The following is a 22852-nucleotide window of genomic DNA, read 5'->3' as shown; positions in this document are numbered from 1 at the left end:
ATAATGTTCGGCTGGGAAGGGGTCTGTGAATTTGTCAGCGTGGCGGAGCAGGGGGGCTTTACCCCGGCCGCGCGCAAGCTCGGGGTGTCGGTGGCCCAGGTGAGCCGCCAGGTGGCACAGCTCGAAGACAGGCTGCAGGCCAAGCTGCTGCTGCGCACCACCCGCCAGGTGCGACTCACCGAACTCGGGGAGATCTATTTTCGCCACTGCCGCCAGTTGCTGGACAACCTCTACGAGGCGGAGCTGGCGGTGGGGCGCCATCAGGCTGTGCCCCAGGGCTCCTTGCGCATCACGGCCCCGGTCTCCTACGGCGAGAGCCGCATCGCCCCCCTGGTGAACGACTTCATGGTGCGCTTCCCCCAGCTGGAGGTGACCCTCAACCTCACCAACCAGTTGCTGGATCTGGTGCACGAGGGGTTCGATCTGGCGATCCGCCTCGGCCACCTCAAGGATTCGACCCTGGTGGCCCGCAAGCTGGCGCAGCGGGTACCCTATGTGTGCGCCTCCCCCGCCTACACTGCCCGCCACGGCATGCCCAACAGTCTCTCGGAGCTGGCCCGTCACACCTGCCTGGTGGGCAACGGGGACGAGTGGCACTTCACCCTGAACGGTAAACCCCACAGCGTGCGGGTACGCGGTCTGCTGCAGTGCAACAGCGGCCACGCCCTGCTGGATGCGGCCATCAAGGGGATCGGCATCATCCAGTTGCCGGACTACTACGTGAGCGACCACCTCGCCCGGGGGGAGCTCATCGAGCTGCTGCCGGAGCTGCGGGCCCCCGAGGAGGGGATCTGGGCCCTCTATCCCCACAACCGCCACCTCTCCCCCAAGGTGCGGCTGCTGGTGGACTATCTGGCCGAGCGCCTCAGCGATCCCCACCAACCCGCCCTGGTTCGGCCCATCGGTTGATGGGGGCGATACAGGTATAAGAAAGAGGCTGGAATGGGTTGGTAGAATACAAGTATTCATAAATGAATTTTTGTTTCAAATGAGCCTTTGTTGTTGTAGCCTGTCAAACGCAATAGACCTGCTCATACCGGGTCTTTATCCTCTTATTGCTAAAGGACAGATAATAATGAAAGGCACGGTTATTGATTTTAATGAATCAGCTCGTACTGGTTTGATTTCTGGGGATGATAGTAATAGATATCAGTTTGACATTATTGAATGGAAAGGGAATCAGCTCCCGAAGAGTGGCTTGAAAGTTGATTTTTCTATTGAAGGCGAGCATGCAAAAGCCATCTATGCCATAGCCTCTAATGCTGGTTCTTCCAAGAAGGTCGCAGCTGCGCTGTTTGCATTTTTCCTGGGCGCTTTCGGTGCTCACAAGTTCTACTTGGGTTACACCAAACAAGGTGTGATCATGCTGCTGATATTTCTGCTTGGTTTCATTCTGCTTGGTTTGCCGTCGGTTGTTATCGGGATCATTGCCTTCATCGAATTTGTTGTTTATATCTCCAAGTCAGATGAAGAATTTGAGCAGACCTATATTATCAATAAGAAAGTATGGTTCTAGCCGATAAATTACCCGGCTAATTACAGGTTTATTGATATGTTGTGCTGATGAAGGAATAACCCGTTCTTTGACAAGGCCGGGTTATTTTTCTATTCAGCCAAGAACATCCTGGATATCTCAAAGAAAAGGCCCGCATGTGCGGGCCTTTTGCATGGCATGAAGGGCGGGGCTATTCCCGCTCCTTGACATAGGGGGTGCCGAGGGCCTTGGGGGCCACCGCCTTGCCGATGAAACCGGCCAGCAGGAAGACCGTCAGGATGTAGGGCAGCGCCTCGATGGCCTGCACCGGGATCGGGAAATCGCCGATGCTGACCCCTTGCAGCCGGATGGCGACCGCGTCGAGGAAGCCGAACAGCAGACAGGCCGCCATGGCGTTCCAGGGGCGCCACTTGCCGAACACCAGGGCCGCCAGCGCCATGAAGCCCTTGCCCGCGCTCATGTTGGGGATGAACTGGGCGGTTTGGGCCACTGCCAGGTAGGTGCCGCCAATGCCGGCCAGCAGGCCGCCGATGATGAGGGCGGTATAGCGCATCCGCACCACGGAGATACCGGCGGTATCCACCGCCGCCGGGGCTTCGCCCACCGCCCGCAGCCGCAGGCCGAAGCGGGTGCGGAACAGCACCCACCAGGCCAGGGGCACGGCGGCGAAGGCCACGTACTCCAGCAGGGAGTGACCGCTCAAGAGCTCGCTGTAGAGCTGGCCGATGACGGGTACGTCATAGAGCTCCTTGGCATAGGGCAGGTCGATGGGGGCGAAGCGCGCCGCACCGGAGAGCGCCGGGGTCTGGCCGCCCTGATCGAACCAGTAGCGCCCCAGGGTCACGGTGAGACCGGCCGCCAGGATGTTGATGGCCATGCCGCTCACCACCTGATCACCCCGGTGGGTGATGGTGGCGAAGCCGTGCAGCAGGGCGAACAGGATGGAGATCCCCACCCCGACCCCCAGCCCAATCCAGGCGGAACCGGTGACGGCGGCCGCCGCCGCACTGGCGAAGGCGGAGGCCAGCAGCTTGCCCTCCAGGGCGATGTTGACCACCCCGGAGCGTTCACAAAACATCCCGGCCATGGCCGCCAGGATGAGCGGAGGCGCGGTACGAATGGTCGCGTCCAGCATCAGGATCAGCATTTCAAACATGGCTTGGACTCCCTTCGGCTCGCAAAACATCCCCGTCATTCATGGCCGCCAGGATGAGCGGAGGCGCGGTACGAATGGTCGCGTCCAGCATCAGGATCAGCATTTCAAACATGGCTTGGACTCCCTTCGGCTCGCAAAACATCCCCGTCATCCATGGCCGCCAGGATCAGTGGCGGTGCGGTGCGGATGGTGGCATCCAGCATCAGGATCAGCATTTCGAACATGATCAGGCTCCTTTCACTTGGGCGACCGGGCGGTTGGCAAAGGCCAGATAGGCCTGCTCGATGCGCGGGCGCAGCATGTGCTCCAGGGCGCCGCAGAACAGGATCACCAGACCCTGCAGCACCACGACGATGTTGCGGTCCACCCCGAACTCGAAGCTGAGCTCGGCGCCGCCCTGGTAGAGGAAGCCGAACAGCAGGCTGGCGATGATGACGCCGACCGGGTGGTTGCGGCCCATCAGGGCCACCGCGATGCCGGTGAAGCCGAAGCCTTCCACGAAGTTGAGCTTGATCTGGTGCAGCTCACCCTGCAGCACGTTGAGGGCGAAGAAGCCCGCCAACATGCCGGAGATCACCATGGCCAGGATCACCACCTTGGGGTAGGAGATGCCCGCATAGGCGGAGGCACTCTGGCTTGCGCCCACGGAGCGGATCTCGTAGCCCCAGCGGGTATGCCAGATGAAGACCCACACCAGGGCCGCACAGATCAGCGCCCAGAAGAAGCTGATGTTGAGGGGGCTGTTGGGCATGGCGATGCCGAAACCGGCCGCCAGCTCGCTCATCTTCGGCAGCCAGCTCGCCACGGCGAACACCTTGCTCTCGGTGGCCATGGATCCTGGCGGCTTGAAGACGTCTACCAGCAGGTAGGCCATCAGGGAGGCGGCGATGAAGTTGAACATGATGGTGGTGATGACGATATGGCTGCCCCGCTTGGCTTGCAGCCAGGCCGGGATGAAGGCCCAGGCCGCGCCGAACAGGCCGCCGGCGATGATGGCGAGCGGCAGCAAGAGGGCGAACGGCAGCACGTCCCCGAGCAGCAGACAGACCAGACCGACCCCGAGGCCGCCGATATAGGCCTGCCCCTCACCGCCGATGTTGAACAGGCCGGCGTGGAAGGCCACCGCCACCGCCAGACCGGTGAAGATGAAACCGGTGGCGTAATAGAGGGTGAAGCCTATCCCCTCGCCGGTGCCGAAGGCGCCGTACCACATGATTTCGGCTGCCTCGATGGGGCTGATGTCGAGGTAATAGAACAGGATGGCCGACACCAGGAAGGCCAGCAGGATATTGACTGCGGGCAGCACGCCCACGGATATCCAGGCAGGAACACGTGCTTGGCTCATGAATGGGCCTCCTTGATATCGTCGGGGACTGGTGTGTTGACCATCATCAGGCCGAATCCGTTACAAGTGGTTGTGACCTTCATGATGTGGCTCCTTGTGATTGGCTTGCCGCCACGTCGTCAGGAACTATGTTCGCCATCATCAGGCCGATGGTGCGTTCATCCGCCCTGGCGCCGTCCAGCTCGCCGACGATGCGGCCATCGGCGATGACCAGGATGCGGTCGGAGAGGCTCATGATCTCGTCCAGCTCCACCGACACCAGCAGCACCGCCTTGCCCTTGTCGCGCATAGCGATGATCTGCTGGTGGATGTACTCGATGGCGCCGATGTCGACGCCCCGGGTCGGCTGGCCGACCAGCAGCACATCCGGGTCCTGCTCCACTTCCCGGGCGATCACCAGCTTCTGCTGGTTGCCGCCGGAGAAGTTGGCGGTCTTGTGCTCCGGGCTCGGCGGGCGCACGTCCCACTTGTCCATCTTGGCCTGGCAATCCTGGCGGATCGCCTCCTTGTCCTGCAGCCAGCCCTTGTTGTACTGGGCACGGCGGTGATAACCGAGGATGAAGGCCTCTTTCGCCTCGAAGCGGTTGATGAGCCCCATCTTGTGCCTGTCTTCCGGGATGTGGCCGAGGCCGAAGTTGCGCACCTGCTCCGGGTCGGCCGGGTGGCTCTGGCTCACCTCGTGGCGCTGCGCCCCGGCGATGGTGAAGCCGCCCTTGCTGGGCTTGAGGATGCCGCCGAGCATGCTGAGCAGCTCGGACTGGCCGTTGCCGGAGACCCCGGCGATGCCGACCACTTCCCCCGCCCGCACTTCGAAGCTGACGGATTTGACCCGTTCCACCCCGGCGTCATCGACGTAAGAGAGGCCCTCGACCTTGAGCTTGGCCTCGCCCGGCTGGGCGGTGCCCTTGTCGACCTTGAGGCGCACCTTGCGGCCCACCATCAGCTCGGCGAGCTGCTCCTTGTCGGTGTCTTTGGTGGCGACATGGGCCACCATCTCCCCCCGGCGCATGATGGAGACCTGATCCGTGATGGCCAGGATCTCCCGCAGCTTGTGGGTGATGAGGATGACGGTCGCCCCCTGATCCCGCAGCTTTTTCAGCACCTCGAACAGGTGATCCGCCTCTTGCGGGGTCAGCACCCCGGTGGGCTCGTCGAGGATCAGGATGCGGGCACCGCGATAGAGCGCCTTGAGGATCTCGACCCGCTGTTGCAGGCCCACCGGCAGATCCTCGACCTTCTCGTGCAGCGGCACCTCGAGACCATAGTCCCGTGCCAGCTCGCCCAGCAGCTTCTCGGCGGCCGCCAGGCTCTTGCCCAGGCGCCAGCCGTTCTCGGCCCCCAGGATGACGTTTTCCAATACGGTAAAGTTGTTCACCAGCATGAAGTGCTGGTGCACCATGCCCACCCCGGCGGCAATCGCATCTTGGGAGCCATGGGGTTTGAACGGATTCCCGTCGATCAGCATCTCGCCTTTGTCGGCGTGGTAGAAACCGTAAATGATGCTCATCAGGGTCGACTTGCCGGCGCCATTTTCGCCGACGATGCCGTGAATGCTGCCTTTACGAACCTGAAGGTCGATCTGCTTGTTGGCGTACACGTCGCCGAACCGCTTATCGATACCCCTTAATTCGATGGCATAGCGATCTGTCTGGTCCATGATGCAGTCCTTGCGGGTCATGAAGTAGAGACTAAAAACCGGCCCGTGCGGGCCGGTCATCACTGGTTGAGAGTCGTAGCAGTGACTCGGTATTTGCAGGATCAGTACTTACAGGAGTTGTCGCTCATGTAGTCGTGCACCTTGATCTTGCCGGCGATGATGTCGGCCTTGATGCTCTCGACCTTGGCTTTCATTTCCGGGGTGATCAGCTTGGCGTTGTTCTCGTCCAGCGCCCAGTCAACCCCGCCTTCGGCCAGACCCAGGGACTGGATGCCCGGCTTCCAGCTGCCCTTGGCGGCGTCATCCCAGCTCTTGTACGCGGCCAGACCCACGGACTTGACCATGGAGGTCAGCATGGTGCCCGGTTGCAGGTGGTTCTGGTTGGAATCCACACCGATGGCCAGCTTGCCTTCGTCCTTGGCAGCCTGATAGACACCGATACCGGTGCCACCGGCGGCGGCATAGACCACGTCGGCGCCCTTGGCGAACTGGGACTTGGCCAGTTCTGCACCCTTGGCGGGGTCAGCAAAGGCTGCCGGGGTGGAGCCGGTCATGTTCTGATAGACGTCGATCTTCGGATTGATGTACTTGGCGCCCTGCTCATAGCCGCACTGGAACTTGCGGATCAGCGGGATGTCCATGCCGCCCACGAAGCCGACCTTGCCGGTCTTGGAGGCGATGGCCGCCAGGGCACCCACCAGGAAGGAACCTTCATGCTCCTTGAAGATGAGGGACTGGACGTTCGGCTTGTCGACCACCATGTCGATGATGGTGAACTGGGTGTTCGGGAACTCGGTGGCTACTTTCTCTACCGCGGAACCCATGTTGAAGCCGACGGCGACGATGGGGCCGTTGCCACGGCTGGCCAGACGACGCAGGCCCTGCTCGCGCTGGGCTTCGTTCTGGGGTTCGAACTCCTTGACCTTGACGCCTTTGTCCTTGTTGTAGACTTCGACGCCGTTGCGGAACACGGCTTCGTTGAAGGACTTGTCGAATTTGCCTGCGGTGTCATAGATGACGGCGGGCTCGGAGGCTGCCTGGGCGGACAGGGCAGCGAGGGTGAGGGCGGCCACGGTGGCCAGCTTGAGCACTTTAGTCACGATCGTATCCTTGATTGTTATGTGAGGGTCCACAACCTGTCTTGGCAGGTCATAAAGCACGCTGGCTAACTGTAAGTGAGCCAGCCCGTTGGTCAAGGGGATCATAGAGGAAAAACGTTTGCGTTAACGGTTTGAAATATAAGCAAATTGCCTTATAAGTGTTTGTTTTATGGTGTTTTTGCAGAATTAAATTCCGGGATTAATAGGGCTCGATCGACATTTGTGTTTGGATTCATGACGTTAGGCGCAACCGTTTTCCTCCCCTGATGAAAAAACTGGCTTCCATCGGCACCAGCCCTGCGGCCTCATCGACGCCACGCTGGCGGGCGGGCTGGCTGATCGCCAGGAGGTCCGCCCCGGGTGTGACAGCCCACGATGGGTGGCTATTTCCCCTCCCAGGGCCGTCGTCTGTGGCCGTTTTTCCTGCTCGCTCGGGGCCTGCGTGATGGCAAGCACACTCATATGGAAATGCATTGGTGTTTGTCATATGGGTACGCTAGGTTATACCCGGATTAACTTGGCCCCCGGGATGGGGCCGTATTTTTGACATTTGTTCGGGTGATAAAAATGAAAAAAAACGTGCTGAGTATGGCAGTGGCTTGTGTGTTGTCCGGTGTCATGTTGACCGCTTGCGGGGGCGGTGGTGACGATAACGGTGGCGGCAGCAATGGTGGCAACAATGGCGGTGGCACCGACACCGGCAGCAAGCCTCTTCACACTGCCGTCTTCCTGGATTCCGTCGTAGGTGGCCTCGACTATCGGTGCAACGATTACACCGGTGTCACCAATGCCAAGGGTGAATTCCTGTTTGATGATGGCGACACCTGCGAATTCGCATTGGGCAACCAGCGCCTGGGGGCGGTGACCCTCAAGGCGGGCAACTCGCTGGTGACCCCTTACACCCTGGCGGGTGACGACAAGGAGAAAGCGATCCGCATTGCGGCATTGCTGCAGACGCTCGACAGCGACAGCAATCCGGAGAACGGCATCACCCTCGACAAGGCGCAGGTCGCGCAACTGGGGATCGTCGAACTGGGTAGCGATGACGCCTTCAACACCTCCCTGGTTGAGGCGCTGAAAACAGCGGGCCTCACCAAAGCCGTCGTCTCTCTGGCTGCGGCGAAAGCCCACCTCTCCGCCACCCTGGCTGGCGTCAATGGCCGCTCCGTGGCGGTCGACAAGGTGCTGAGCGATCTGCAGGGACTGACCGATCTGAAAAACCTGGACGTCGAGAGCAAGTTCAAGGAGTACAAGGAGACCCTGCAGGCCGAGACCGGTGAGAGCGGCAAGGCCGATCGCCAGATCGTGCTGGCCATGCTGACCATGCTGGAGGTGACCAACAACCCCGTGGTGGCTGAACGCCTGGCCTTCACCTCGTCCGCCATTGGCAGTGGTTACAGCACCAGCCTGGCCAAGGTGATGGATGTCATCATCCATACCCCCGGCACCGCCTCCGTGGCGCTCAAAGGTGGCAAGGGATATACCCGTGACGTGGCCAAGCTGATGGGCGCCTATGCCGACAGCCTGGAAAACGTCGCGGCTGCCCTGGCCGATATCCAGGATCCGGATTACAGCGCCACCTATGGCGATGACGATACCGTCACCCTCAACCTCGACGGTGCCAAGGCACTGCGGGCGTCTGCGATGGCGATGGCATCGGCCCTCAACATCGCCGCCTCCTACCAGTACGGTCCGGACAGCGCCTATGTCACCCAGCAGGAAGAAGTGACCTTGCCGCGTATGCACATCAAGGACACCTGGGGCATGCAGCCGACCACCACCTATGAAGAGAGCAGCAGCACCTTCGAGACCCAGTTCAGTCAGCAGGAAATCGAGCCGGATGCGCTGGTGGCGCACGCCGATTTCTTCCGTTTGACCGACGATGCCAAGGCACGGTTGGCCAAGGCCAAGTCGCAGTTGAAGGATGCGGTGAGCCTCGCTCTGACCATCGATCAGAGCAAGCTGGACGAATCGTTGACCCAGGATGAGATCGAGGCCAATGCCGCGACTCTCAAGGAGCTGGCGAACCACTTTGCAGGCACTGTGCCCACTATCCAGTGGGAAAGCGTCGAGACCCGATACGTCAATACCGGCATGGGCTGGCAGCCTCAAGAGGTGGGGGTGAAGTACAACATCAATGTGCTGCCGTTCTTCGATGAGATGCTGGATCGCAGTGACATGACCATCAAGGTGACCGGCGGCTGTGATGGCGCCGTGGGGGCGCGGGATGCCGAGCTGTCCAAGGCCATGGGAGAGCCCATGTGTCTCATCACGAGCGACGAGTTCAAGGCACTTGCCCAGAGCGATCGCGGCGCACTGAAGTACATCGGCTGGATGCAGGAAGATCAGGAGAGCCACACCGCCATCTATGCCAAGGGGGTGGGTTATGAATGGTCAACCCAGATGACGCCGGTGGCCGGGTCGACCTTTGACAAGGTATTCGTCTCCTGTACCGACCTGGATGACAACAAGGTCAGCTGTGCCGATCAGCTGTAAACCAGTGGGAGCGCTCCTGACGGGGGCGCTCCTGTTGTGGATGCCGGTGGCACAGGCTGCCGGCATGCTGACGCGCTACACCGATTATCGGGAGCGTGTCTTCGATCGTCAGGGTCAGTTGCAATATCAATTGACCACCCACGAATACTTGCAGCGGATGCCCAGCGGGCGTCCGTCATTGTCCAGTCTGTTTGCGTTGCGAGAGATGCAACGAGCATCACTGCAGCTCAAGCAGGGCACCTTGATGGTGAATGACGTCATCGTGCGCTTCGAGCATGGGCATTATCAGGACGGCATGTTGATGATGGGGAACACGGAAGTGACCCTGCCTGAGGGCCGCATGCTGGCCGCTTCACTGCGATTTGATCCCGTCCAGCAGGTGCTGGATGCCCCCCGCGCCCGGTTGCTCAGCTTTTCCGGTGAGGTACTGGGCCAATACCGGGACTATCACCGCCCCCTTCGTTGATCCTGCCGGTTGGTCTCTGGCGGCTCAGGCCGTATAATCCCCGCCTGTATAAATAAACAGGAGTGGTGATGGACGTTTCAACCCTGCTCGACGGGCTCAATGACAAGCAAAGAGACGCGGTGGCGGCCCCCCGTTGCAACCTGCTGGTGCTGGCCGGTGCCGGTTCGGGCAAGACCCGGGTGCTGGTGCACCGTATCGCCTGGCTGATGCAGGTGGAACGCTGTTCACCCTTCTCCATCATCGCGGTGACCTTTACCAACAAGGCGGCGGCCGAGATGCGCGGCCGGGTCGAGAAGGTGATCGGGGACGGTGTGCGCGGCATGTGGATAGGCACCTTCCACGGCATCGCCCACCGATTGCTGCGGGCCCACCATCTGGATGCGGGCCTGCCCCAGGATTTCCAGATCCTCGACTCGGACGATCAGTACCGCCTCATTCGCCGGGTGCTCAAGGCGCTCAACCTCGACGAGAAGCACTGGGCCCCGCGCGCCGTGATGGGCTACATCAACGGCAAGAAAGACGAGGGGCTGCGCCCCGGCGACATCGATCTTTACGGCGACCCCGTCACCCGCACCTATCAGCAGATCTACAAGACCTATCAGGAGACCTGCGATCGCTCCGGGCTGGTGGACTTCGCAGAACTCCTGTTGCGCGCCCACGAGCTGTGGCTGAACAAGCCGCACATCCTCGAGCACTACCGCGACCGCTTCCAGAACATCCTGGTGGACGAGTTTCAGGATACCAACGGCATCCAGTACGCCTGGCTGCGGATGCTGGCAGGGGATTCCGGCAAGGTGATGATCGTCGGCGACGATGATCAGTCCATCTACGGCTGGCGCGGCGCCAAGATTGAGAACATCCAGCGCTTCCTGTCCGACTATCAGGGCGCCGAGACCATTCGCCTCGAGCAGAACTACCGCTCCACCGCCAATATCCTCAAAGCCGCCAACAGCGTCATCGCCAACAACTCGGAGCGCCTTGGCAAGGAGCTGTGGACCGAAGGGGCCGAGGGGGAGCCGATTTCGCTGTACGCCGCCTTCAACGAGGTGGACGAGGCCCGCTTCGTGGTCGGCCGCCTCAAGGATTGGAAAGAGAAGGGCGGTTTGCTCGCCGACTGCGCCATCCTCTATCGCTCCAACGCCCAGTCGCGGGTGCTGGAAGAGGCGCTGATGCAGGACGCCATGCCCTACCGCATCTACGGCGGCCTGCGCTTCTTCGAGCGCCAGGAAATCAAAGACGCCATGGCCTACCTGCGGCTCATCAACAACCGTGGCGACGACGCCAGCTTCGAGCGGGTGGTCAACACCCCGACCCGGGGCATCGGCGATCGCACCCTGGAGATCCTGCGCAACAACGCCCGGGATCAGGGCCAGAACCTGTGGCAATCGGCCAAGACTCTGCTCAATGACAAGGTGCTGACCGGCCGCGCCGGCAACGCGGTGCGCGGCTTTGTGGATCTCATCGACGCGCTGGAGGAACAGGTCTCCCTGCTGCCCCTGCACCAGCAGGCGGATATCGCCATCCAGCACTCCGGCCTCAAGGCGATGTATCTGGCGGAAAAAGGCGAGAAATCCCAGGCGCGGGTAGAAAACCTGGACGAACTGGTCACCGCCTGCCGCCAGTACCAGCGCCCGGACGAGCTGGAGGACATGAGCGATCTCTCCGCCTTCCTCGCCCACGCGGCGCTGGAGTCCGGCGAGAATCAGGCGGACGAATATGCCGACGCGGTGCAGCTGATGACCTTGCACAGCGCCAAGGGGCTGGAATATCCCCTGGTGCTGCTGGTCGGTGTGGAAGAGGGCATGTTCCCCAGCCAGCAATCCACCGAGGAGTCGGGCCGGCTCGAGGAAGAGCGGCGCCTCTGTTACGTGGGCATGACCCGCGCCATGGAGAAGCTCTACATCTGTTATGCGGAGAGCCGCCGCATCTACGGCCGCGAGATGTTCCACAAGCCGAGCCGCTTTATCCGCGAGATGCCCGCCGAGTGTCTGGAGGAGATCCGGCTGCGCACTCAGGTCAGCCGCCCCACCCAGTACGGCCGCTTTAGCCAGAACGAGGTGCAGCAGAGCTTCGACGCCAGCGGCATCAAGCTCGGCCAGCGGGTGCTCCATCCAAAATTCGGGGAAGGGGTGGTACTCAACTTCGAAGGGGTCGGCCAGCAGAGCCGGGTGCAGATCCAGTTCGACGACGTCGGCGCCAAGTGGCTCGTCACCGCCTACGCGAGATTGGAGGCGCTCTGATTTCTTACACCTTTTAATGTAATAAACCCGGCTTAAACCGGGTTTATTAATTCCGTTGAAAATATAAATAGTTATTAAAAGGTAGCGTTTAGAGAGCGAACATTCATTCGCTTCGGAGTGTCAGTACAAAGGAGTTTCTAGCATAATTGCCAGCGTTAGTAGCTCTCCCTGCATTTATATTTAATGAGCCACCATTCAATTTAGCCATCTCTCTCGCAAGATAAAGGCCAATGCCATCGCCATTTTTTTTCATCGATACTGCATATGTTCCTGAATAGCCCTCTTCGAAAATCATCTCTTCTTCATCTTTATTTATTATTAAACTTTCCATCTCGAAATAAATCTCAACAAAGCCACTTTTAGTTAGGCGTGTGCTTATGTTGAAAGAGCTATTCTTCATTATATACTTACTAGCGTTATCCACAATGTAATATATGCACGCATGTATGGAGTCGTAGTCAAATGCCGCCTGAATAGTCGTCTTTTCTACATCTACACGAACTTTATTTTCAGTAAATGAATTAAAGAAAAGATAAAATACATTCATGAGCACTCTATGAAGGTCGTGAGTCTCTTTTTTGATAGAACCTATTTTCCCAGATATCTTGTCAAAAGCTGAATATTCAGCAATTTGAGCGTTCTGATGTTTAAGGATTTTTAATATTGCTTGGGCCGCATCGCGAGGATTTTCAATAATACATTGTTCAATAAAATTTATGCATTCCCTAGGTTCAAGCAACATACCATCTTGTGGAACTAGGTAAAATATTTCTTGCGTGGTTTTTGCGGTAAGACTTTTTAAATTATGTATAAATGCTCTTGATCTATGCTCAGATTTTATTTTTGAAGCTTCTATTGTTGGTGCAGCCGCTAATACGGACAACACCTCACTATCCATTATTTTTCTACTATTTATCCTATCCTTATCATGAGATATGGCAAGGGCGATATAATCCTCACTCTCTAGTTTTGTAACCCTTGCACTTCTTCCATTGATACGGCAAACAGATGTCCTTCCATTACCTATTTTTTTTAGTAAAGAATCAATACTAGGGCCGACTTGATTCATTAAGAAATCTTGCTTACCTTTCTTCCAAAGAGCTATGTCAGGAAAATTTCTCATCATTATCTTAGTACTCGCATAATTGTTTCTTCAAAACGAATAGGATCTGCGGTTTTTGGAAGAGAATAGTCAGCTTCCTGTAAAGCAACATGGAAGCGAGCTCCATCCTCACGTGATGAGTAAATTATAACTTTTTTGTGTGGATACCTTCTTTTTATAGCGAGAGCCAACCCAAGGCCTTCCTCAGAAAGCTGCAAGGCGACGCCGACTCCTTGAATATCAACAAAAACAACATCAGCTTCAATTAAAGACGTTTGCTCTAAAGATGTGATGTCAGTAACTATACTTGTATATTCCCATCCCATGCGCTTAAGTATGCTTACGATCTTAAATTCAGAATCATCATCAATGAAAAGAATTTTGGTGTCCCGTTTTAATGAAAGGATGCTTTTCTTTGTTTGATTATCACTGCCATGGGGTGGCACATCTGGGGCTTGATGGGGTGGAGTGAAGGTAGCCCTATTTGATTGGTGGGACGCATTAGGGGGTTGATTATTTTCTTGTTGCGTTTCTATAGCTGGTATTGTTTGTTCTGGTTTACCTTTTTTTCGCCAAAAAATGAACCCACCTATGGCAATTAGGCCGGCTATTAATGATACAACTTTTTCTGCACTATCTATATTTAATTCCATTCTGATATAAACTCCTTATGTGAATAATATTCATCACATGATATGCCAATACTTTTGAGAGCTAGTCATGCCTTGATTCAGTTGTGGTTAGGTCATCAGTTCACTTGACCAACTCGCTCTCCATCACCCCTTGCTTGCCTTCCTCCTCACTGACCTGACTCAGCTTGGAGCGGGCCATCAGTAGGCCCATCTTGACCTCCTGCCAGACGTAGTAGTTTTTACCCGCCTCGGTACTGAGGGTCAGGGTGGCATCGTTCTTCGACATGTAAGAGATGCGGCTGCCCGGCGCCCTCTGTTTTGGTTGGAAGAAAGGAAAATAAAGGTTCGCATGGGGCCTTGCGGGTACGCAACCGCTCAGGTTGATGCTGATGTGACGGGATTCAATATTTCGACAATTAACGGACATGGCGTACCGCTTTGACGCTGAAACCAGCCAAGGCATACTGCCCCGTCACCAGATGGGAGTCATTGATGTCTACAAGGATGCCGACACTGCAACGGTTGAGGTTGTGGTTGCTGCGAAAATCGGCGCTGGCGCTGCTGACCAGCCTGCTGTTTATGATTTCGTTTACCCTGTTTCAATACGCATCCTGGTGGCCGGCACTGGCCGAGGATACGTCTCTCGAATGGAGTGGCTTCTTCCAAGGGCGGACCTTTGCCGAGCTGGCCCCGGCCATGCTTGAGTTCAGCGCCGTGCTCGCCTCTGCTTTTTTGCCCCTGTTTTTGCTGATACCCCGCCCGCTGTTGCTGCCGCTCTTTGCTGGGCTCTGGTTGTGGCAGACCTACGACATCGCCTTTATGACGGCAACCGCGTCGACCTGGCTGCCCCACGAGATCATCTGGACCTTTATCCTGCCTTATACCCACTGGTTGTTGATCACCCTGCTGTCCCCTTTGCTGCTGATCCGTCATCTCGGCAGGCGATTATTTACTGATACATCGGCAACACAGGCAGGGGGCGTCATCCTGGACGACGGACGGTAGCCAGAGGGAGCGATTGATTCCGCGAAAGTCCGATGACGCTTCGCTAATCGAACCTACATGCAGGCGGGTTCCAACAGGTATCCGCCTATCGGGCTCACCGCAACTGAAACGCCTTGACGAGAAATTCGATAAAGAGCCGCACGTTGCGGGACTGCTCCTTGTGGAAGGGGTAGACGGCGAACAGGGCGTGGGGGTCGGGTTGCCAGTCGGGGAGCAGTCTGACCAGGGTGCCGTCCGCCAGTTCGTTCGACACGAATTCATCTGGTACCAGGATCACCCCGAGCCCCTGCACCGCCGCCTGTTTCAGGGCGATGCCGTTGTTGGCGCAGAAGCTGGCGGGGGGCAGCTCCACCGCCACGCTCTCCGCGTCCCGGGTGAAGAACCACTTGTTGGGGGAGGAGGAGAGGCTGTAGCGCAGGCAGTTGTGGGCCTTGAGATCCGCCGGGTGGGCAGGCTGGCCCGCCTCCTTCAGGTAGTCGGGGGCGGCGCAGAGCACCCGCTGCACCTCGCACAGGGGTTTGGCGCGCAGGGTGGAGTCCTCCAGGGTGCCAGCCCCCCGGATCACCACGTCCAGCCCCTGATCCACCAGATCCATATAGGCGTCGCTCAGGATCACCTCGATGCCGATCTCCGGATAGCGGCGCTGGAATTCGCAGACGAGGGGGTTGAGGCGGATCAGCCCGTAGGACATGGGCATGCCGATCCTCAGCCTGCCCCTGGGGGTGAAGGAGGCGGCCATGATGGACTGGTCGGCGGCCTCCAGGCTGTCCAGCACGGCGCATATCTGGCCGTAATAGGCCATGCCGGCTTCGGTGACGCTCAGCCGCCGGGTGGTGCGGTTGATAAGCGCAATGCCGAGAAAGGCTTCCAGCTCGTTGATGTTCTTGCTGACCGCCGCCTGGGAGAGGCGCAGATCGTCCGCCGCCGCCCTGAAGGTGCCCATTTCCACCACCCGGCGAAAGACGTTCAGCGCCGTGATCTTGTTCATCCTGCCCCCGTTAATTCACTACTGGTAAATGATGGCGCCATCATTGCGCACTTTTATCACAATAGTGCGGTTCCCCGGGGTGTCCACCCCCCATCCCCCGCCAGACAGAGAGTTGCCGGTGGCAGACCGGCCCGGATCATGGCCCTCCGGGGCGTGGCGGTCCCGGCAGAGACGCAGACGAAAGGGAGGCGATGGGCCCCGGGCACCCCGGCCCGTGACGGCAGGCATAAAAGCAGGCGGCAGGGCCCGAGCCCCGCCGCCAGATGGCACGCACCGGCTTACTGCACCTTGCCGGGGGTGGGGGGCAGGGTGATGCCGACATCGGCCCAGGGGTTGGTGCCAAGCAACTGCGCGTGGGGCACGTCCGCCTGGTAGCGCATGGTGAATGCTCTGGGTCCGTGGGCGAAGGCCACCAGCAGCCCCTGTTTTGCATCCATCAACCCGGCGTGCATGCCGAGCCCGTGATAGCTGACTCGCACCGCCTTGTCCTCCAGGCCCACCTTGTCTATCTGGAAGCGGGCGATACTGCCGTCTTTGAGGGTAAAGCCCCAGCGGAACGGGCCGCCGCTGACCACCGTCATCACCTCGTCGATGTCGGTACCGTCCTCGGCGGAGTTGACGTGCATGCGGCCGTATTTCCCCAGCACGGCGCTGCGGGTGCGCTCGTCCAGCGCCATCAGGTCATAGACCTTGGGGTAGGGGCCGACGCCGGTCTCTTCGGTGGCGACGCCGCCCCCTTGCACCGCAGGCTCGCGCCCTGCGAGCCTGGCCTGATCCAGCAGCTCCCCCTGACTCAGGTTGAAGGCCGAGATCAGGGCGTCGTGCTCCGCTTTGGTCAGGGCGCGGCGGTGGGAGGCTTCAAGCAGGGGCCTGGCGGCCTCGGGAATGTCGACAGTGACCACGTTGACGCCGATGGGGTTGAGCGCGTTGTTGACCGCTTCGACCCCGGTCACGGCGGGGCGGCCATCGCTGAACTGCACCGAGACGATGTCACCGGCGAAGGTGTTGAAAGAGAAGGCCGAGGCGAGGGTGCCGGCCAGCAACGGGATATGGGTGAGTTTCATACAAGACTCCTCGTTAAGGTTCGAGAAGCAGTCTAGGGCGGCGATGTGTTCACTGAAATGACACTCGGATGATATGAAAATTCACTAACAGTAATGAATGGCAGAACAAAGGGAGGAGCACGCCTGCCAGGTGCACCATGCTGCGTCACAAGCAGGGTGAAAAAAGCACAAAAAGTGATGATCCAGTCATTAGCGAGATGCATATGCCCGTGGGGACCAACCAATGGAGAATGACCAGATGAAATGGATTCAACGTTGTGCCGCACTTGCAATGATATTGGGTCTGACTGCGTGCGGAGGCAGTGACAATGACAGCAGTCCGCCCAATGCGGCCATCAGGATCAGCCACCTCGCCCCCGATGCCCCCAGGGTGAATGTCAATGTCGATGGGGCTGCCTTCCTGACGGCCGTTGATTTTGGCTCGAGTAGCGGGCTCAAGCCGGTGGCGGCTGGCAGCCACGAGGTGGCAGTGGACGGGATTTTGCCGAGCGGTACCGCGACGGTCATCGGGCCGGTCTCCCTCGATCTCAAACCCGACACCCAGTACGACGTGCTGGCCGTGGGTACACTGACGGGCAGCGGCGATACCGCGTTTGGCCCGCTGGTGATTGAACGGCCGGACCAGATGCCCGCTGGCGGCGAGGTCCGGGTGCAGGTCGTGCATGCCGCCCCGAGCGCACCTGCGGTGGATGTTCATGTCACCGCTCCCGGTGCTGCATTGGGCAGTCCGACGCTGTCCGGCATTCCCTTCAAGACCTACAGCGATCCCCTGACTCTGCCGGCCGGGGAGTATCAGGTCAGGCTGACGCTGCCGGGCAGCAGCGATGTGGTGTATGACTCGGGTCCATTGCCTCTCACCGGCGGTGCGGATCTGCTGATTGCGGCGATCGACAACCTGGGGGCGGGGCCAAGCCCGGTCAAGCTGCTTGCCATCGACAGCACTGGTGCAACCCCTCTCCTGTCTGTGAATGAGCAGGCCCAGTTGAGGGTGGTCCATGGGGTTGCTGACGCCCCGGCCGTGGATATCCGGGTCAATGGTGCCGCACCGACCGCCGCCCCGTTGCAGGGGCTGGCGTTCAAGGGAAATACCGGATATCTGGATCTGGCGGCGGCGGATTATGATTTTGTGGTCACGCCGACGGGCGCCACGACCCCTGAAGTGATCAATGCCAGCGACGTGCCGCTCAAGGCGGGCACTCGCTACTCCCTGTTTGCCGTCGGCCAGTTGCTGGATCCCGCAGGCGAAACCATTGAGCCCTTGCTGCTGACGGACACGGGCCGCGCGGTGGCGACAGAGGCGCAGCTTCGCGTGCTTCATGCGGCACCCACGGCTCCGGCAGTGGACGTTTATCTGACGACGGGGTCAGACATCAGCGCCAGCACCCCCGTGCTCAAGGCTGTGCCCTTCAAGGGGGACAGCGGGTATCTTGCGGTTGCCGCCGGAGATTACTTTGTCACCGTCACCGCCTCGGGTGACAAGAGCCCGGTCATTGGCCCCCTGCCGGTCACCTTGTCGACCAGCCAGGTATTAACTGCGGCAGCCTTGTCTGACAGCGTCGGGGGCGTCGATCCCGAGTTGCTGATCCTGGAAGACATCAGCAGCAGTCAATAACCCCCTCTCTCATCAAGAGCAGGGGTGACTGGACCCGGACTGAACTGTCAGTCCGGGTCTTTTTATGGCCTGCCGCTGGCTAGGTGGGGATCCTGGCAGTCCGGGGATGACCAGAAAGAGTCGGCCCGGCATAGAGCCGTCAGGCCCGGGTTGTGGTATGACTCGGGGCGTCATCAAACAGAACCTGTCGGAGGACGAGACAATGCTGGCGTTGATCACCACGGCGCACCACACCTGTTACCCCAATCCTATCGCCTTTCGGGCCGGAGAGCGGGTGCGCATCGGCCACGAGGACGACGAGTTCCCGGGCTGGGTGCGCACCTTTACCGCAGACGGCAACGAGGGGTGGGCGCCCCTGTCCCTGCTGACCCCGATCGGCGCCGGGGAGGCGCAGGCGCGCCAGGACTATACCGCCCGGGAGCTGGACGTGGCGGCGGGGGAGCGGGTACGGGTGGATCGGGAGTTGGCAGGCTGGCTCTGGGTACATAACGAAGCGGGGCAATCAGGCTGGATCCCGGCCAGCTGCATCGCCTCGCCCTCATAAGGTGCAGCGGCTCGGAGAAGGAGTAGAGAGCGGAGAGAGAAACCCGGCCACTGACGGGGCGCGGCGGCCGGGTGAATTGTAAAGAGTAGGGTGACGGAAAACGGGATCAGCCTAGTCTAATCAACTCGATGGGGGCGTAGCGCTCCTGGCTGTTCGTCAGCAGCACGCACTTCTCATGTTCCGCCTCATAGGGGCTCAGGTTGTCGGTGTGCGCCTCCTTGAGGGTGTCGACTGCGCCGGTGGCGGCAATCATCACCCGTTGGCCCAGGGTCAGCACATTGCGGTTTCTGTCGTAGATCTTCATGGCATTCTCCTTGTGGGATGGGTGCCCCGGCCCGTGCCGGGGCAACGGGCTCCAGACTACGCCCCTCGAAAAACGAGATGCCTGTCACAGATCAAAAAAAGGGGAAAGAGGGACTCGGTGCGGCGACGGGGTATGGCGCTCTGGCCTCGCAGCCCGCCGGTGATCGCCACTGCCTGTCGCAGGGCAAGGAGGACGCCCCCGCTTTTCATCCCCTCGGGCTCGAACTGCAAGGGGGATGCGCTATAGTGGAGCCGCTCGTTTTACTGCCTTCAACCAACCGAGAGTGCATTATGAATCGTGATATCGCAGCCCAGTTCATCAAGATGCTGACCAACCTGGACCAGTGTCTGGCCAAGGCCGAGGCCCACGCCGAGGCGAAGAAATTCAACGTGGACAACTTCTTCAATGAGCGCCTCATCGTCGACATGCTGCCCCTGAGCAAGCAGGTGCTGATCTGCTGTGACAGCGCCCGTGCCGTGGTGGCCACCGCCAGCCTGAGCGAGCCGCCGGTGCTGGGGGATGATCCCAAGACCATGGCGGATCTGCGCACCCACGTGGCCAAGACCATCGCCTACCTGCAAGGCAAGCTGGACGCCGATTTCAGCCAGTATGCGAGCGGCCACTACTACCCCTACTGGGCGGGCGGCAAGGGGATGGACGGCCACAGCTGCGTGCATGAGTACGGCATCCCGAACTTCTACTTCCACCTCACCATGACCTATGCCCTGCTGCGCCAGGCCGGGGTGGATCTGGGCAAGCGGGATTACCTGGGCGGTCTGAACCTGCAATAAACCGCGTTTCAGCGACGACAAAGCCTGCCCCCTGGCAGGCTTTGTCGTTTTCGGCCCGACTCAGCGCCCCAGGTTGTCGGCCAGTTGTTTGGCGCGGCTTGCGGCCCACTGATCGATCATTTTCTCCATCTCCAGGGCGGTGATGGGGGAATCCTTGTGGGTGGTGTCCGGGCTCTCGCGGGCGTCCATCACCCGCACCAGCAGCTTGCCGCTCTGGGCGTCGAGCAACTGGGCCATGCTGCCCACCTTGAGCAGATAGGGCTCCTTGCCTATCACCTCGCGGGTGACGTTGATGGCGATCTTGGCGGGCAGCAGATCCCGCAGTTTGGGGTCGGGCCGGGTCAGGTCGAAGTTGGTGATGGCCGCCTGCACCCGCATCACGCCGGGACCGGGTTCGGTAGCCATCTTGACGCCGTGGCTCATCAGCTCCCGCTGGAAGGTGGCGTGGTAGTAGCGGCCTATCTCGTTCTGCTCGTTGGCGGTCAGCAGATACCACTGGCCGTTCTCCTGGCGGATGAACTGCAAGGGATCGAGCAGCACCTGATGGTACTGGCGCAGATCCACGCCGGGCTCCTTGTAGATACGCTGGTTGGGGTTGCTTTCACTCTGCTGGAAGGCCGTCAGCGGAATCGCCTGCAGGCTGTGGGTGACCTGGTTCTTCACGGCGCACCCGCCCAGCAGGGCGGCGGCCATGGTCATCATCAAGACTCGTTTCATGGGGGCTCCTGGCGGTGGATGGTCGCTGCAAGAACGCAGCCCGCCCTGCCCACAGAGATACCTGATCAGGCCCCTCTCTCACAAGGGGTATCTGTGCGGGGGCTACCGGGGGAGCCCCCGTGTCAGGTCACTCGGCGGGGATCTCGGGCTCCACCAGGGTGGCGAGCTGCATCAGGGACTCCTGCCAGCCGAGGTAGCACATCTCCACCGGGATGACCGCCGGAATACCCGCCTGTTCGATGGCGAGATCGGTGCCGCACAGCACCTGGGTGAGGGTGATGGTGACCTGCATTTCCCCGGGCAGGTTGGGGTCGTCGAAGCGGTCGGTGTAGCGGATGCGCTTGCCCGGCTCCAGCGCGAGATACTCGCCGCCGAAGGCGTGGGTGTGGCCGCTGGCGAAGTGGGTGAACGACATCCTGAACTGGCCGCCGACCCGGGCCTCCAGTGCCGCCACCTTGCAGGTGAAGCCATGGGGGGGCAGCCATTTGGCCAGGGCGTCCGGCTCGATAAAGGCTCTGTATAACCGCATCGGCGGGGCCTTGAGTACGCGGTGCAGGGTGACTGTGTTCATGGGGGACTCCTCTTGGCGGCAACAGGGACGGGTCGCAGCAAGGATAGCCGTCATCCCCGTGGCCTGCGGGGGTGCGTCGCCTCCTTTCGCCTGCAGAGAGGATTTTTCGTTTTCTCTTCAAGGAGTTGATCAAGATAGAGGTTATTGTCACCGTTCGCTCATATAATCGCCGCCATGCAAGCGACTCGGAAGGATTCGATGACACAGCTGATGGCGGCCCTGCTGGGGCTGTTTTACGCCAGCCTGATCTGGGCGGCGCCCGTCCCCTTCGTGACGGCCCCCGGCCCCCATGCCACGCAGGGGAGGCTGGAGCCCCTGCTCTCCTGGTTCTCGGGGGAGTTTTCCAGCCAGGAGCAGGCCACCTTCGATGCCCGCTTCACCAGTGCCGAGCTGCGGCTGGTGGAGATCTGGCCCGGGGAGGGCCCCTTCCGCTGGGTCTATGCGGAGCAGTTTCTGACCGAGCGGACGCAGCGGCCGTTTCGCCAACGCATCTACCGCTTCTCCTCCCTGCCCGATGGCCGCATCCTGATGGCCGAACTGACCATGCCGAGGGCCACGGATTTTGCCGGCGCCTGGCGTCGGCCCGAGCTGCTCGACTCCCTCACCCCGCAGCAACTCTCCCTGCGCGAAGGGTGCGAAATCTGGCTGACCCGCCAGCCGGGCGGGGAGTACAAGGGGCAGACCCGGGTCGGGCATTGTGCCACCGATTTTGGCGGTGCCACCACCCTGGTGCAGTACCTCTGGATCGGCCCGGACAGCGTCCGGTTGCTGGACAGGGCCTATGACAACGGTGCCCATCAGCGCTGGGGCAGCCCGGGGGAGGGTTACGTCTACCTGCGCAAGGGGATGCGGCGCGGGGAGTAGTCGCGCGGTCCGTCAAGGCCCCTCCCTGCTTGCCGCCAACAAGGACGTGCCGATCAGGCTGCTGGCCAGTTCCCTTGCAGATCCACCAGGATGGAGAGGCTGACCGCGCCAAACAGCAGGCCTGTCATCAGGTTGAGCGGGCGCTGGATGCGGCCGAGCAGGTGCTGGGCGCGGGGGGTGGAGAGGCTCCAGGCCAGGGCGCTGAACCAGACGAGGGAGAGCAGGAACAGCTCCAGGATCAGCAGTCCCCGGGTCAGGCCATCCACCTGGGGCGTCACCATGGCGGCCAGCAGTCCCATGAAGAACAGCATCGCCTTGGGGTTGAGCAGATTGGTGGCCAGCCCGCTCTTCACCCCCTTGCGCCAGCCCGGCCGCTCGCCTCCGGCGCGCAGCGCCAGATCCCCGCTTCCCTGCCAGGCCGCTTTCAGCGCCCCCCAGCCCAGCCAGCCCAGATAGAGGGCACCCACCAGTTTCACGGCGAGAAAGAGCCAGGGCTGGCTTGCGATCAGCAGGCTGATGCCGGTCAGGCTCAGGGTGGCGTGGAGCAGGATGGCGAGGGCGATGCCAAGGGCCGCTCCGAGGGCGGTGGGCCTGTGCAGGCTGGTGCGCAGGATGAGTGCGAAATCCGGGCCCGGGCTCGCCAGAGCGACGAGGTGGACGAGACCCAGGGTCAGAAACAGGCTGGTGAACATAAAAGACCTCC

The 22852-nt window shown here is 60.2% G+C and carries 22 protein-coding genes and 1 pseudogene; 10 read left to right on the top strand and 13 right to left on the bottom strand.

Annotated elements, in window-relative coordinates; genetic code table 11:
* The first annotated feature begins 3 nt into the window (after positions 1–3).
* Positions 4–909, top strand: a complete 906-nt coding sequence (locus ACB037_RS18080; RefSeq protein WP_039039541.1) for a LysR substrate-binding domain-containing protein — start codon at positions 4–6, stop codon at positions 907–909.
* A 166-nt stretch (positions 910–1075) separates the two neighbouring features.
* The gene (locus tag ACB037_RS18075; RefSeq protein WP_033131364.1) at positions 1076–1516 is read left to right on the top strand and encodes a TM2 domain-containing protein; all 441 of its coding nucleotides are present in this window, start codon (positions 1076–1078) and stop codon (positions 1514–1516) included.
* A gap of 169 nt (positions 1517–1685) precedes the next feature.
* On the opposite strand, the gene ACB037_RS18070 is transcribed toward ACB037_RS18075, so the two are convergent.
* From ACB037_RS18070 to ACB037_RS18055, 4 genes are all read right to left on the bottom strand, one after another.
* A complete protein-coding gene (locus ACB037_RS18070; protein ID WP_010672471.1) occupies positions 1686–2651 on the bottom strand; it encodes an ABC transporter permease in 966 nt (321 codons plus the stop codon).
* 226 nt (positions 2652–2877) lie between these two features.
* The gene (locus ACB037_RS18065; protein WP_104455072.1) at positions 2878–3996 is read right to left on the bottom strand and encodes an ABC transporter permease; all 1119 of its coding nucleotides are present in this window, start codon (positions 3994–3996) and stop codon (positions 2878–2880) included.
* A gap of 79 nt (positions 3997–4075) precedes the next feature.
* The gene (locus ACB037_RS18060) at positions 4076–5653 is read right to left on the bottom strand and encodes an ABC transporter ATP-binding protein (protein ID WP_041212351.1); all 1578 of its coding nucleotides are present in this window, start codon (positions 5651–5653) and stop codon (positions 4076–4078) included.
* 101 nt (positions 5654–5754) lie between these two features.
* A complete protein-coding gene (locus tag ACB037_RS18055) occupies positions 5755–6753 on the bottom strand; it encodes a BMP family protein (protein ID WP_041212138.1) in 999 nt (332 codons plus the stop codon).
* 588 nt (positions 6754–7341) lie between these two features.
* On the opposite strand from ACB037_RS18055, the gene ACB037_RS18050 reads away from it, so the two are divergent.
* The 3 genes from ACB037_RS18050 to uvrD all read left to right on the top strand — a co-directional run bounded on the left by ACB037_RS18050 (position 7342) and on the right by uvrD (position 11955).
* Positions 7342–9249, top strand: a complete 1908-nt coding sequence (locus ACB037_RS18050) for a hypothetical protein (RefSeq protein WP_371175683.1) — start codon at positions 7342–7344, stop codon at positions 9247–9249.
* 4 nt (positions 9250–9253) lie between these two features.
* The gene (locus ACB037_RS18045; RefSeq protein ID WP_158656099.1) at positions 9254–9715 is read left to right on the top strand and encodes a hypothetical protein; all 462 of its coding nucleotides are present in this window, start codon (positions 9254–9256) and stop codon (positions 9713–9715) included.
* 68 nt (positions 9716–9783) lie between these two features.
* On the top strand, positions 9784–11955 hold the full coding sequence (gene uvrD / locus ACB037_RS18040; RefSeq protein ID WP_371175682.1) for a DNA helicase II: 2172 nt from the start codon (positions 9784–9786) through the stop codon (positions 11953–11955).
* Between the two features lie 103 nt (positions 11956–12058).
* Here the strand turns inward: uvrD and ACB037_RS18035 are convergent, their stop codons facing one another.
* The 3 genes and pseudogenes from ACB037_RS18035 to ACB037_RS18025 form a co-directional block, all read right to left on the bottom strand.
* Positions 12059–13024: a sensor histidine kinase gene (locus ACB037_RS18035; RefSeq protein ID WP_371175681.1), complete on the bottom strand. Its 966-nt coding sequence runs from the start codon at positions 13022–13024 to the stop codon at positions 12059–12061.
* 56 nt (positions 13025–13080) lie between these two features.
* Positions 13081–13710, bottom strand: a complete 630-nt coding sequence (locus tag ACB037_RS18030) for a hypothetical protein (protein ID WP_371175680.1) — start codon at positions 13708–13710, stop codon at positions 13081–13083.
* Between the two features lie 100 nt (positions 13711–13810).
* Positions 13811–14008, bottom strand: a pseudogene (locus ACB037_RS18025) (hypothetical protein); the annotation flags it as partial.
* Between the two features lie 173 nt (positions 14009–14181).
* Here ACB037_RS18025 and ACB037_RS18020 point away from each other — a divergent pair.
* Entirely contained in the window at positions 14182–14694 is a 513-nt protein-coding gene (locus ACB037_RS18020; RefSeq protein ID WP_371175679.1) for a hypothetical protein, read from the top strand.
* Positions 14695–14788: 94 nt separating this feature from the next.
* Here ACB037_RS18020 and ACB037_RS18015 read toward each other — a convergent pair whose 3' ends face one another.
* Together ACB037_RS18015 and ACB037_RS18010 are read right to left on the bottom strand one after the other, a co-directional pair.
* Complete coding sequence (locus ACB037_RS18015) at positions 14789–15682, bottom strand: LysR family transcriptional regulator (RefSeq protein WP_371175678.1); 894 nt, start codon at positions 15680–15682, stop codon at positions 14789–14791.
* A 278-nt stretch (positions 15683–15960) separates the two neighbouring features.
* Entirely contained in the window at positions 15961–16746 is a 786-nt protein-coding gene (locus tag ACB037_RS18010) for a hypothetical protein (protein ID WP_371175677.1), read from the bottom strand.
* Positions 16747–16984: 238 nt separating this feature from the next.
* Between ACB037_RS18010 and ACB037_RS18005 the strand changes: the two genes are divergently transcribed.
* Together ACB037_RS18005 and ACB037_RS18000 are read left to right on the top strand one after the other, a co-directional pair.
* Positions 16985–18358 carry a DUF4397 domain-containing protein gene (locus ACB037_RS18005; protein WP_371175676.1) on the top strand — a complete coding sequence of 458 codons (1374 nt, stop codon included), beginning with the start codon at positions 16985–16987 and terminating at the stop codon, positions 18356–18358.
* 202 nt (positions 18359–18560) lie between these two features.
* On the top strand, positions 18561–18902 hold the full coding sequence (locus ACB037_RS18000) for an SH3 domain-containing protein (RefSeq protein WP_201895204.1): 342 nt from the start codon (positions 18561–18563) through the stop codon (positions 18900–18902).
* A 106-nt stretch (positions 18903–19008) separates the two neighbouring features.
* Here the strand turns inward: ACB037_RS18000 and ydfZ are convergent, their stop codons facing one another.
* Positions 19009–19206 carry a putative selenium delivery protein YdfZ gene (gene ydfZ, locus ACB037_RS17995; protein WP_043153571.1) on the bottom strand — a complete coding sequence of 66 codons (198 nt, stop codon included), beginning with the start codon at positions 19204–19206 and terminating at the stop codon, positions 19009–19011.
* Between the two features lie 290 nt (positions 19207–19496).
* Here ydfZ and ACB037_RS17990 point away from each other — a divergent pair, with 290 nt between their 5' ends.
* Complete coding sequence (locus tag ACB037_RS17990; protein WP_371175675.1) at positions 19497–19997, top strand: DUF1993 domain-containing protein; 501 nt, start codon at positions 19497–19499, stop codon at positions 19995–19997.
* Positions 19998–20057: 60 nt separating this feature from the next.
* Here the strand turns inward: ACB037_RS17990 and ACB037_RS17985 are convergent, their stop codons facing one another.
* Together ACB037_RS17985 and ACB037_RS17980 are read right to left on the bottom strand one after the other, a co-directional pair.
* The gene (locus tag ACB037_RS17985) at positions 20058–20714 is read right to left on the bottom strand and encodes a DUF3313 domain-containing protein (protein WP_045522447.1); all 657 of its coding nucleotides are present in this window, start codon (positions 20712–20714) and stop codon (positions 20058–20060) included.
* 127 nt (positions 20715–20841) lie between these two features.
* Entirely contained in the window at positions 20842–21285 is a 444-nt protein-coding gene (locus ACB037_RS17980; protein ID WP_371175674.1) for an SRPBCC family protein, read from the bottom strand.
* 198 nt (positions 21286–21483) lie between these two features.
* Here ACB037_RS17980 and ACB037_RS17975 point away from each other — a divergent pair, with 198 nt between their 5' ends.
* Complete coding sequence (locus ACB037_RS17975; RefSeq protein WP_043153565.1) at positions 21484–22149, top strand: chromophore lyase CpcT/CpeT; 666 nt, start codon at positions 21484–21486, stop codon at positions 22147–22149.
* Between the two features lie 53 nt (positions 22150–22202).
* Here the strand turns inward: ACB037_RS17975 and ACB037_RS17970 are convergent, their stop codons facing one another.
* Complete coding sequence (locus tag ACB037_RS17970; protein WP_052814924.1) at positions 22203–22841, bottom strand: LysE family translocator; 639 nt, start codon at positions 22839–22841, stop codon at positions 22203–22205.
* Between the last annotated feature and the right edge of the window lie 11 nt (positions 22842–22852).

The organism is Aeromonas sp. S19(2024) (assembly GCF_041402625.1).
Classification (GTDB): Bacteria; Pseudomonadota; Gammaproteobacteria; order Enterobacterales; family Aeromonadaceae; genus Aeromonas; species Aeromonas caviae.
The sequence above is the reverse complement of the archived record's forward strand: the minus strand, read 5'-3'. Positions and strand labels throughout refer to the sequence as shown.

Bases quoted from the DNA above. Each gene is read 5' to 3' on its own strand.
- ACB037_RS18080 (WP_039039541.1), top strand. From the start codon at position 4: ATGTTCGGCTGGGAAGGGGTCTGTGAATTTGTCAGCGTGGCGGAGCAG.
- ACB037_RS18075 (WP_033131364.1), top strand. From the start codon at position 1,076: ATGAAAGGCACGGTTATTGATTTTAATGAATCAGCTCGTACTGGTTTG.
- ACB037_RS18070 (WP_010672471.1), bottom strand. From the start codon at position 2,651: ATGTTTGAAATGCTGATCCTGATGCTGGACGCGACCATTCGTACCGCG.
- ACB037_RS18065 (WP_104455072.1), bottom strand. From the start codon at position 3,996: ATGAGCCAAGCACGTGTTCCTGCCTGGATATCCGTGGGCGTGCTGCCC.
- ACB037_RS18060 (WP_041212351.1), bottom strand. From the start codon at position 5,653: ATGGACCAGACAGATCGCTATGCCATCGAATTAAGGGGTATCGATAAG.
- ACB037_RS18050 (WP_371175683.1), top strand. From the start codon at position 7,342: ATGGCAGTGGCTTGTGTGTTGTCCGGTGTCATGTTGACCGCTTGCGGG.
- uvrD (WP_371175682.1), top strand. From the start codon at position 9,784: ATGGACGTTTCAACCCTGCTCGACGGGCTCAATGACAAGCAAAGAGAC.
- ACB037_RS18035 (WP_371175681.1), bottom strand. From the start codon at position 13,024: ATGAATCAAGTCGGCCCTAGTATTGATTCTTTACTAAAAAAAATAGGT.
- ACB037_RS18030 (WP_371175680.1), bottom strand. From the start codon at position 13,710: ATGGAATTAAATATAGATAGTGCAGAAAAAGTTGTATCATTAATAGCC.
- ACB037_RS18020 (WP_371175679.1), top strand. From the start codon at position 14,182: ATGTCTACAAGGATGCCGACACTGCAACGGTTGAGGTTGTGGTTGCTG.
- ACB037_RS18015 (WP_371175678.1), bottom strand. From the start codon at position 15,682: ATGAACAAGATCACGGCGCTGAACGTCTTTCGCCGGGTGGTGGAAATG.
- ACB037_RS18010 (WP_371175677.1), bottom strand. From the start codon at position 16,746: ATGAAACTCACCCATATCCCGTTGCTGGCCGGCACCCTCGCCTCGGCC.
- ACB037_RS18005 (WP_371175676.1), top strand. From the start codon at position 16,985: ATGAAATGGATTCAACGTTGTGCCGCACTTGCAATGATATTGGGTCTG.
- ACB037_RS18000 (WP_201895204.1), top strand. From the start codon at position 18,561: ATGCTGGCGTTGATCACCACGGCGCACCACACCTGTTACCCCAATCCT.
- ydfZ (WP_043153571.1), bottom strand. From the start codon at position 19,206: ATGAAGATCTACGACAGAAACCGCAATGTGCTGACCCTGGGCCAACGG.
- ACB037_RS17990 (WP_371175675.1), top strand. From the start codon at position 19,497: ATGAATCGTGATATCGCAGCCCAGTTCATCAAGATGCTGACCAACCTG.
- ACB037_RS17985 (WP_045522447.1), bottom strand. From the start codon at position 20,714: ATGAAACGAGTCTTGATGATGACCATGGCCGCCGCCCTGCTGGGCGGG.
- ACB037_RS17980 (WP_371175674.1), bottom strand. From the start codon at position 21,285: ATGAACACAGTCACCCTGCACCGCGTACTCAAGGCCCCGCCGATGCGG.
- ACB037_RS17975 (WP_043153565.1), top strand. From the start codon at position 21,484: ATGACACAGCTGATGGCGGCCCTGCTGGGGCTGTTTTACGCCAGCCTG.
- ACB037_RS17970 (WP_052814924.1), bottom strand. From the start codon at position 22,841: ATGTTCACCAGCCTGTTTCTGACCCTGGGTCTCGTCCACCTCGTCGCT.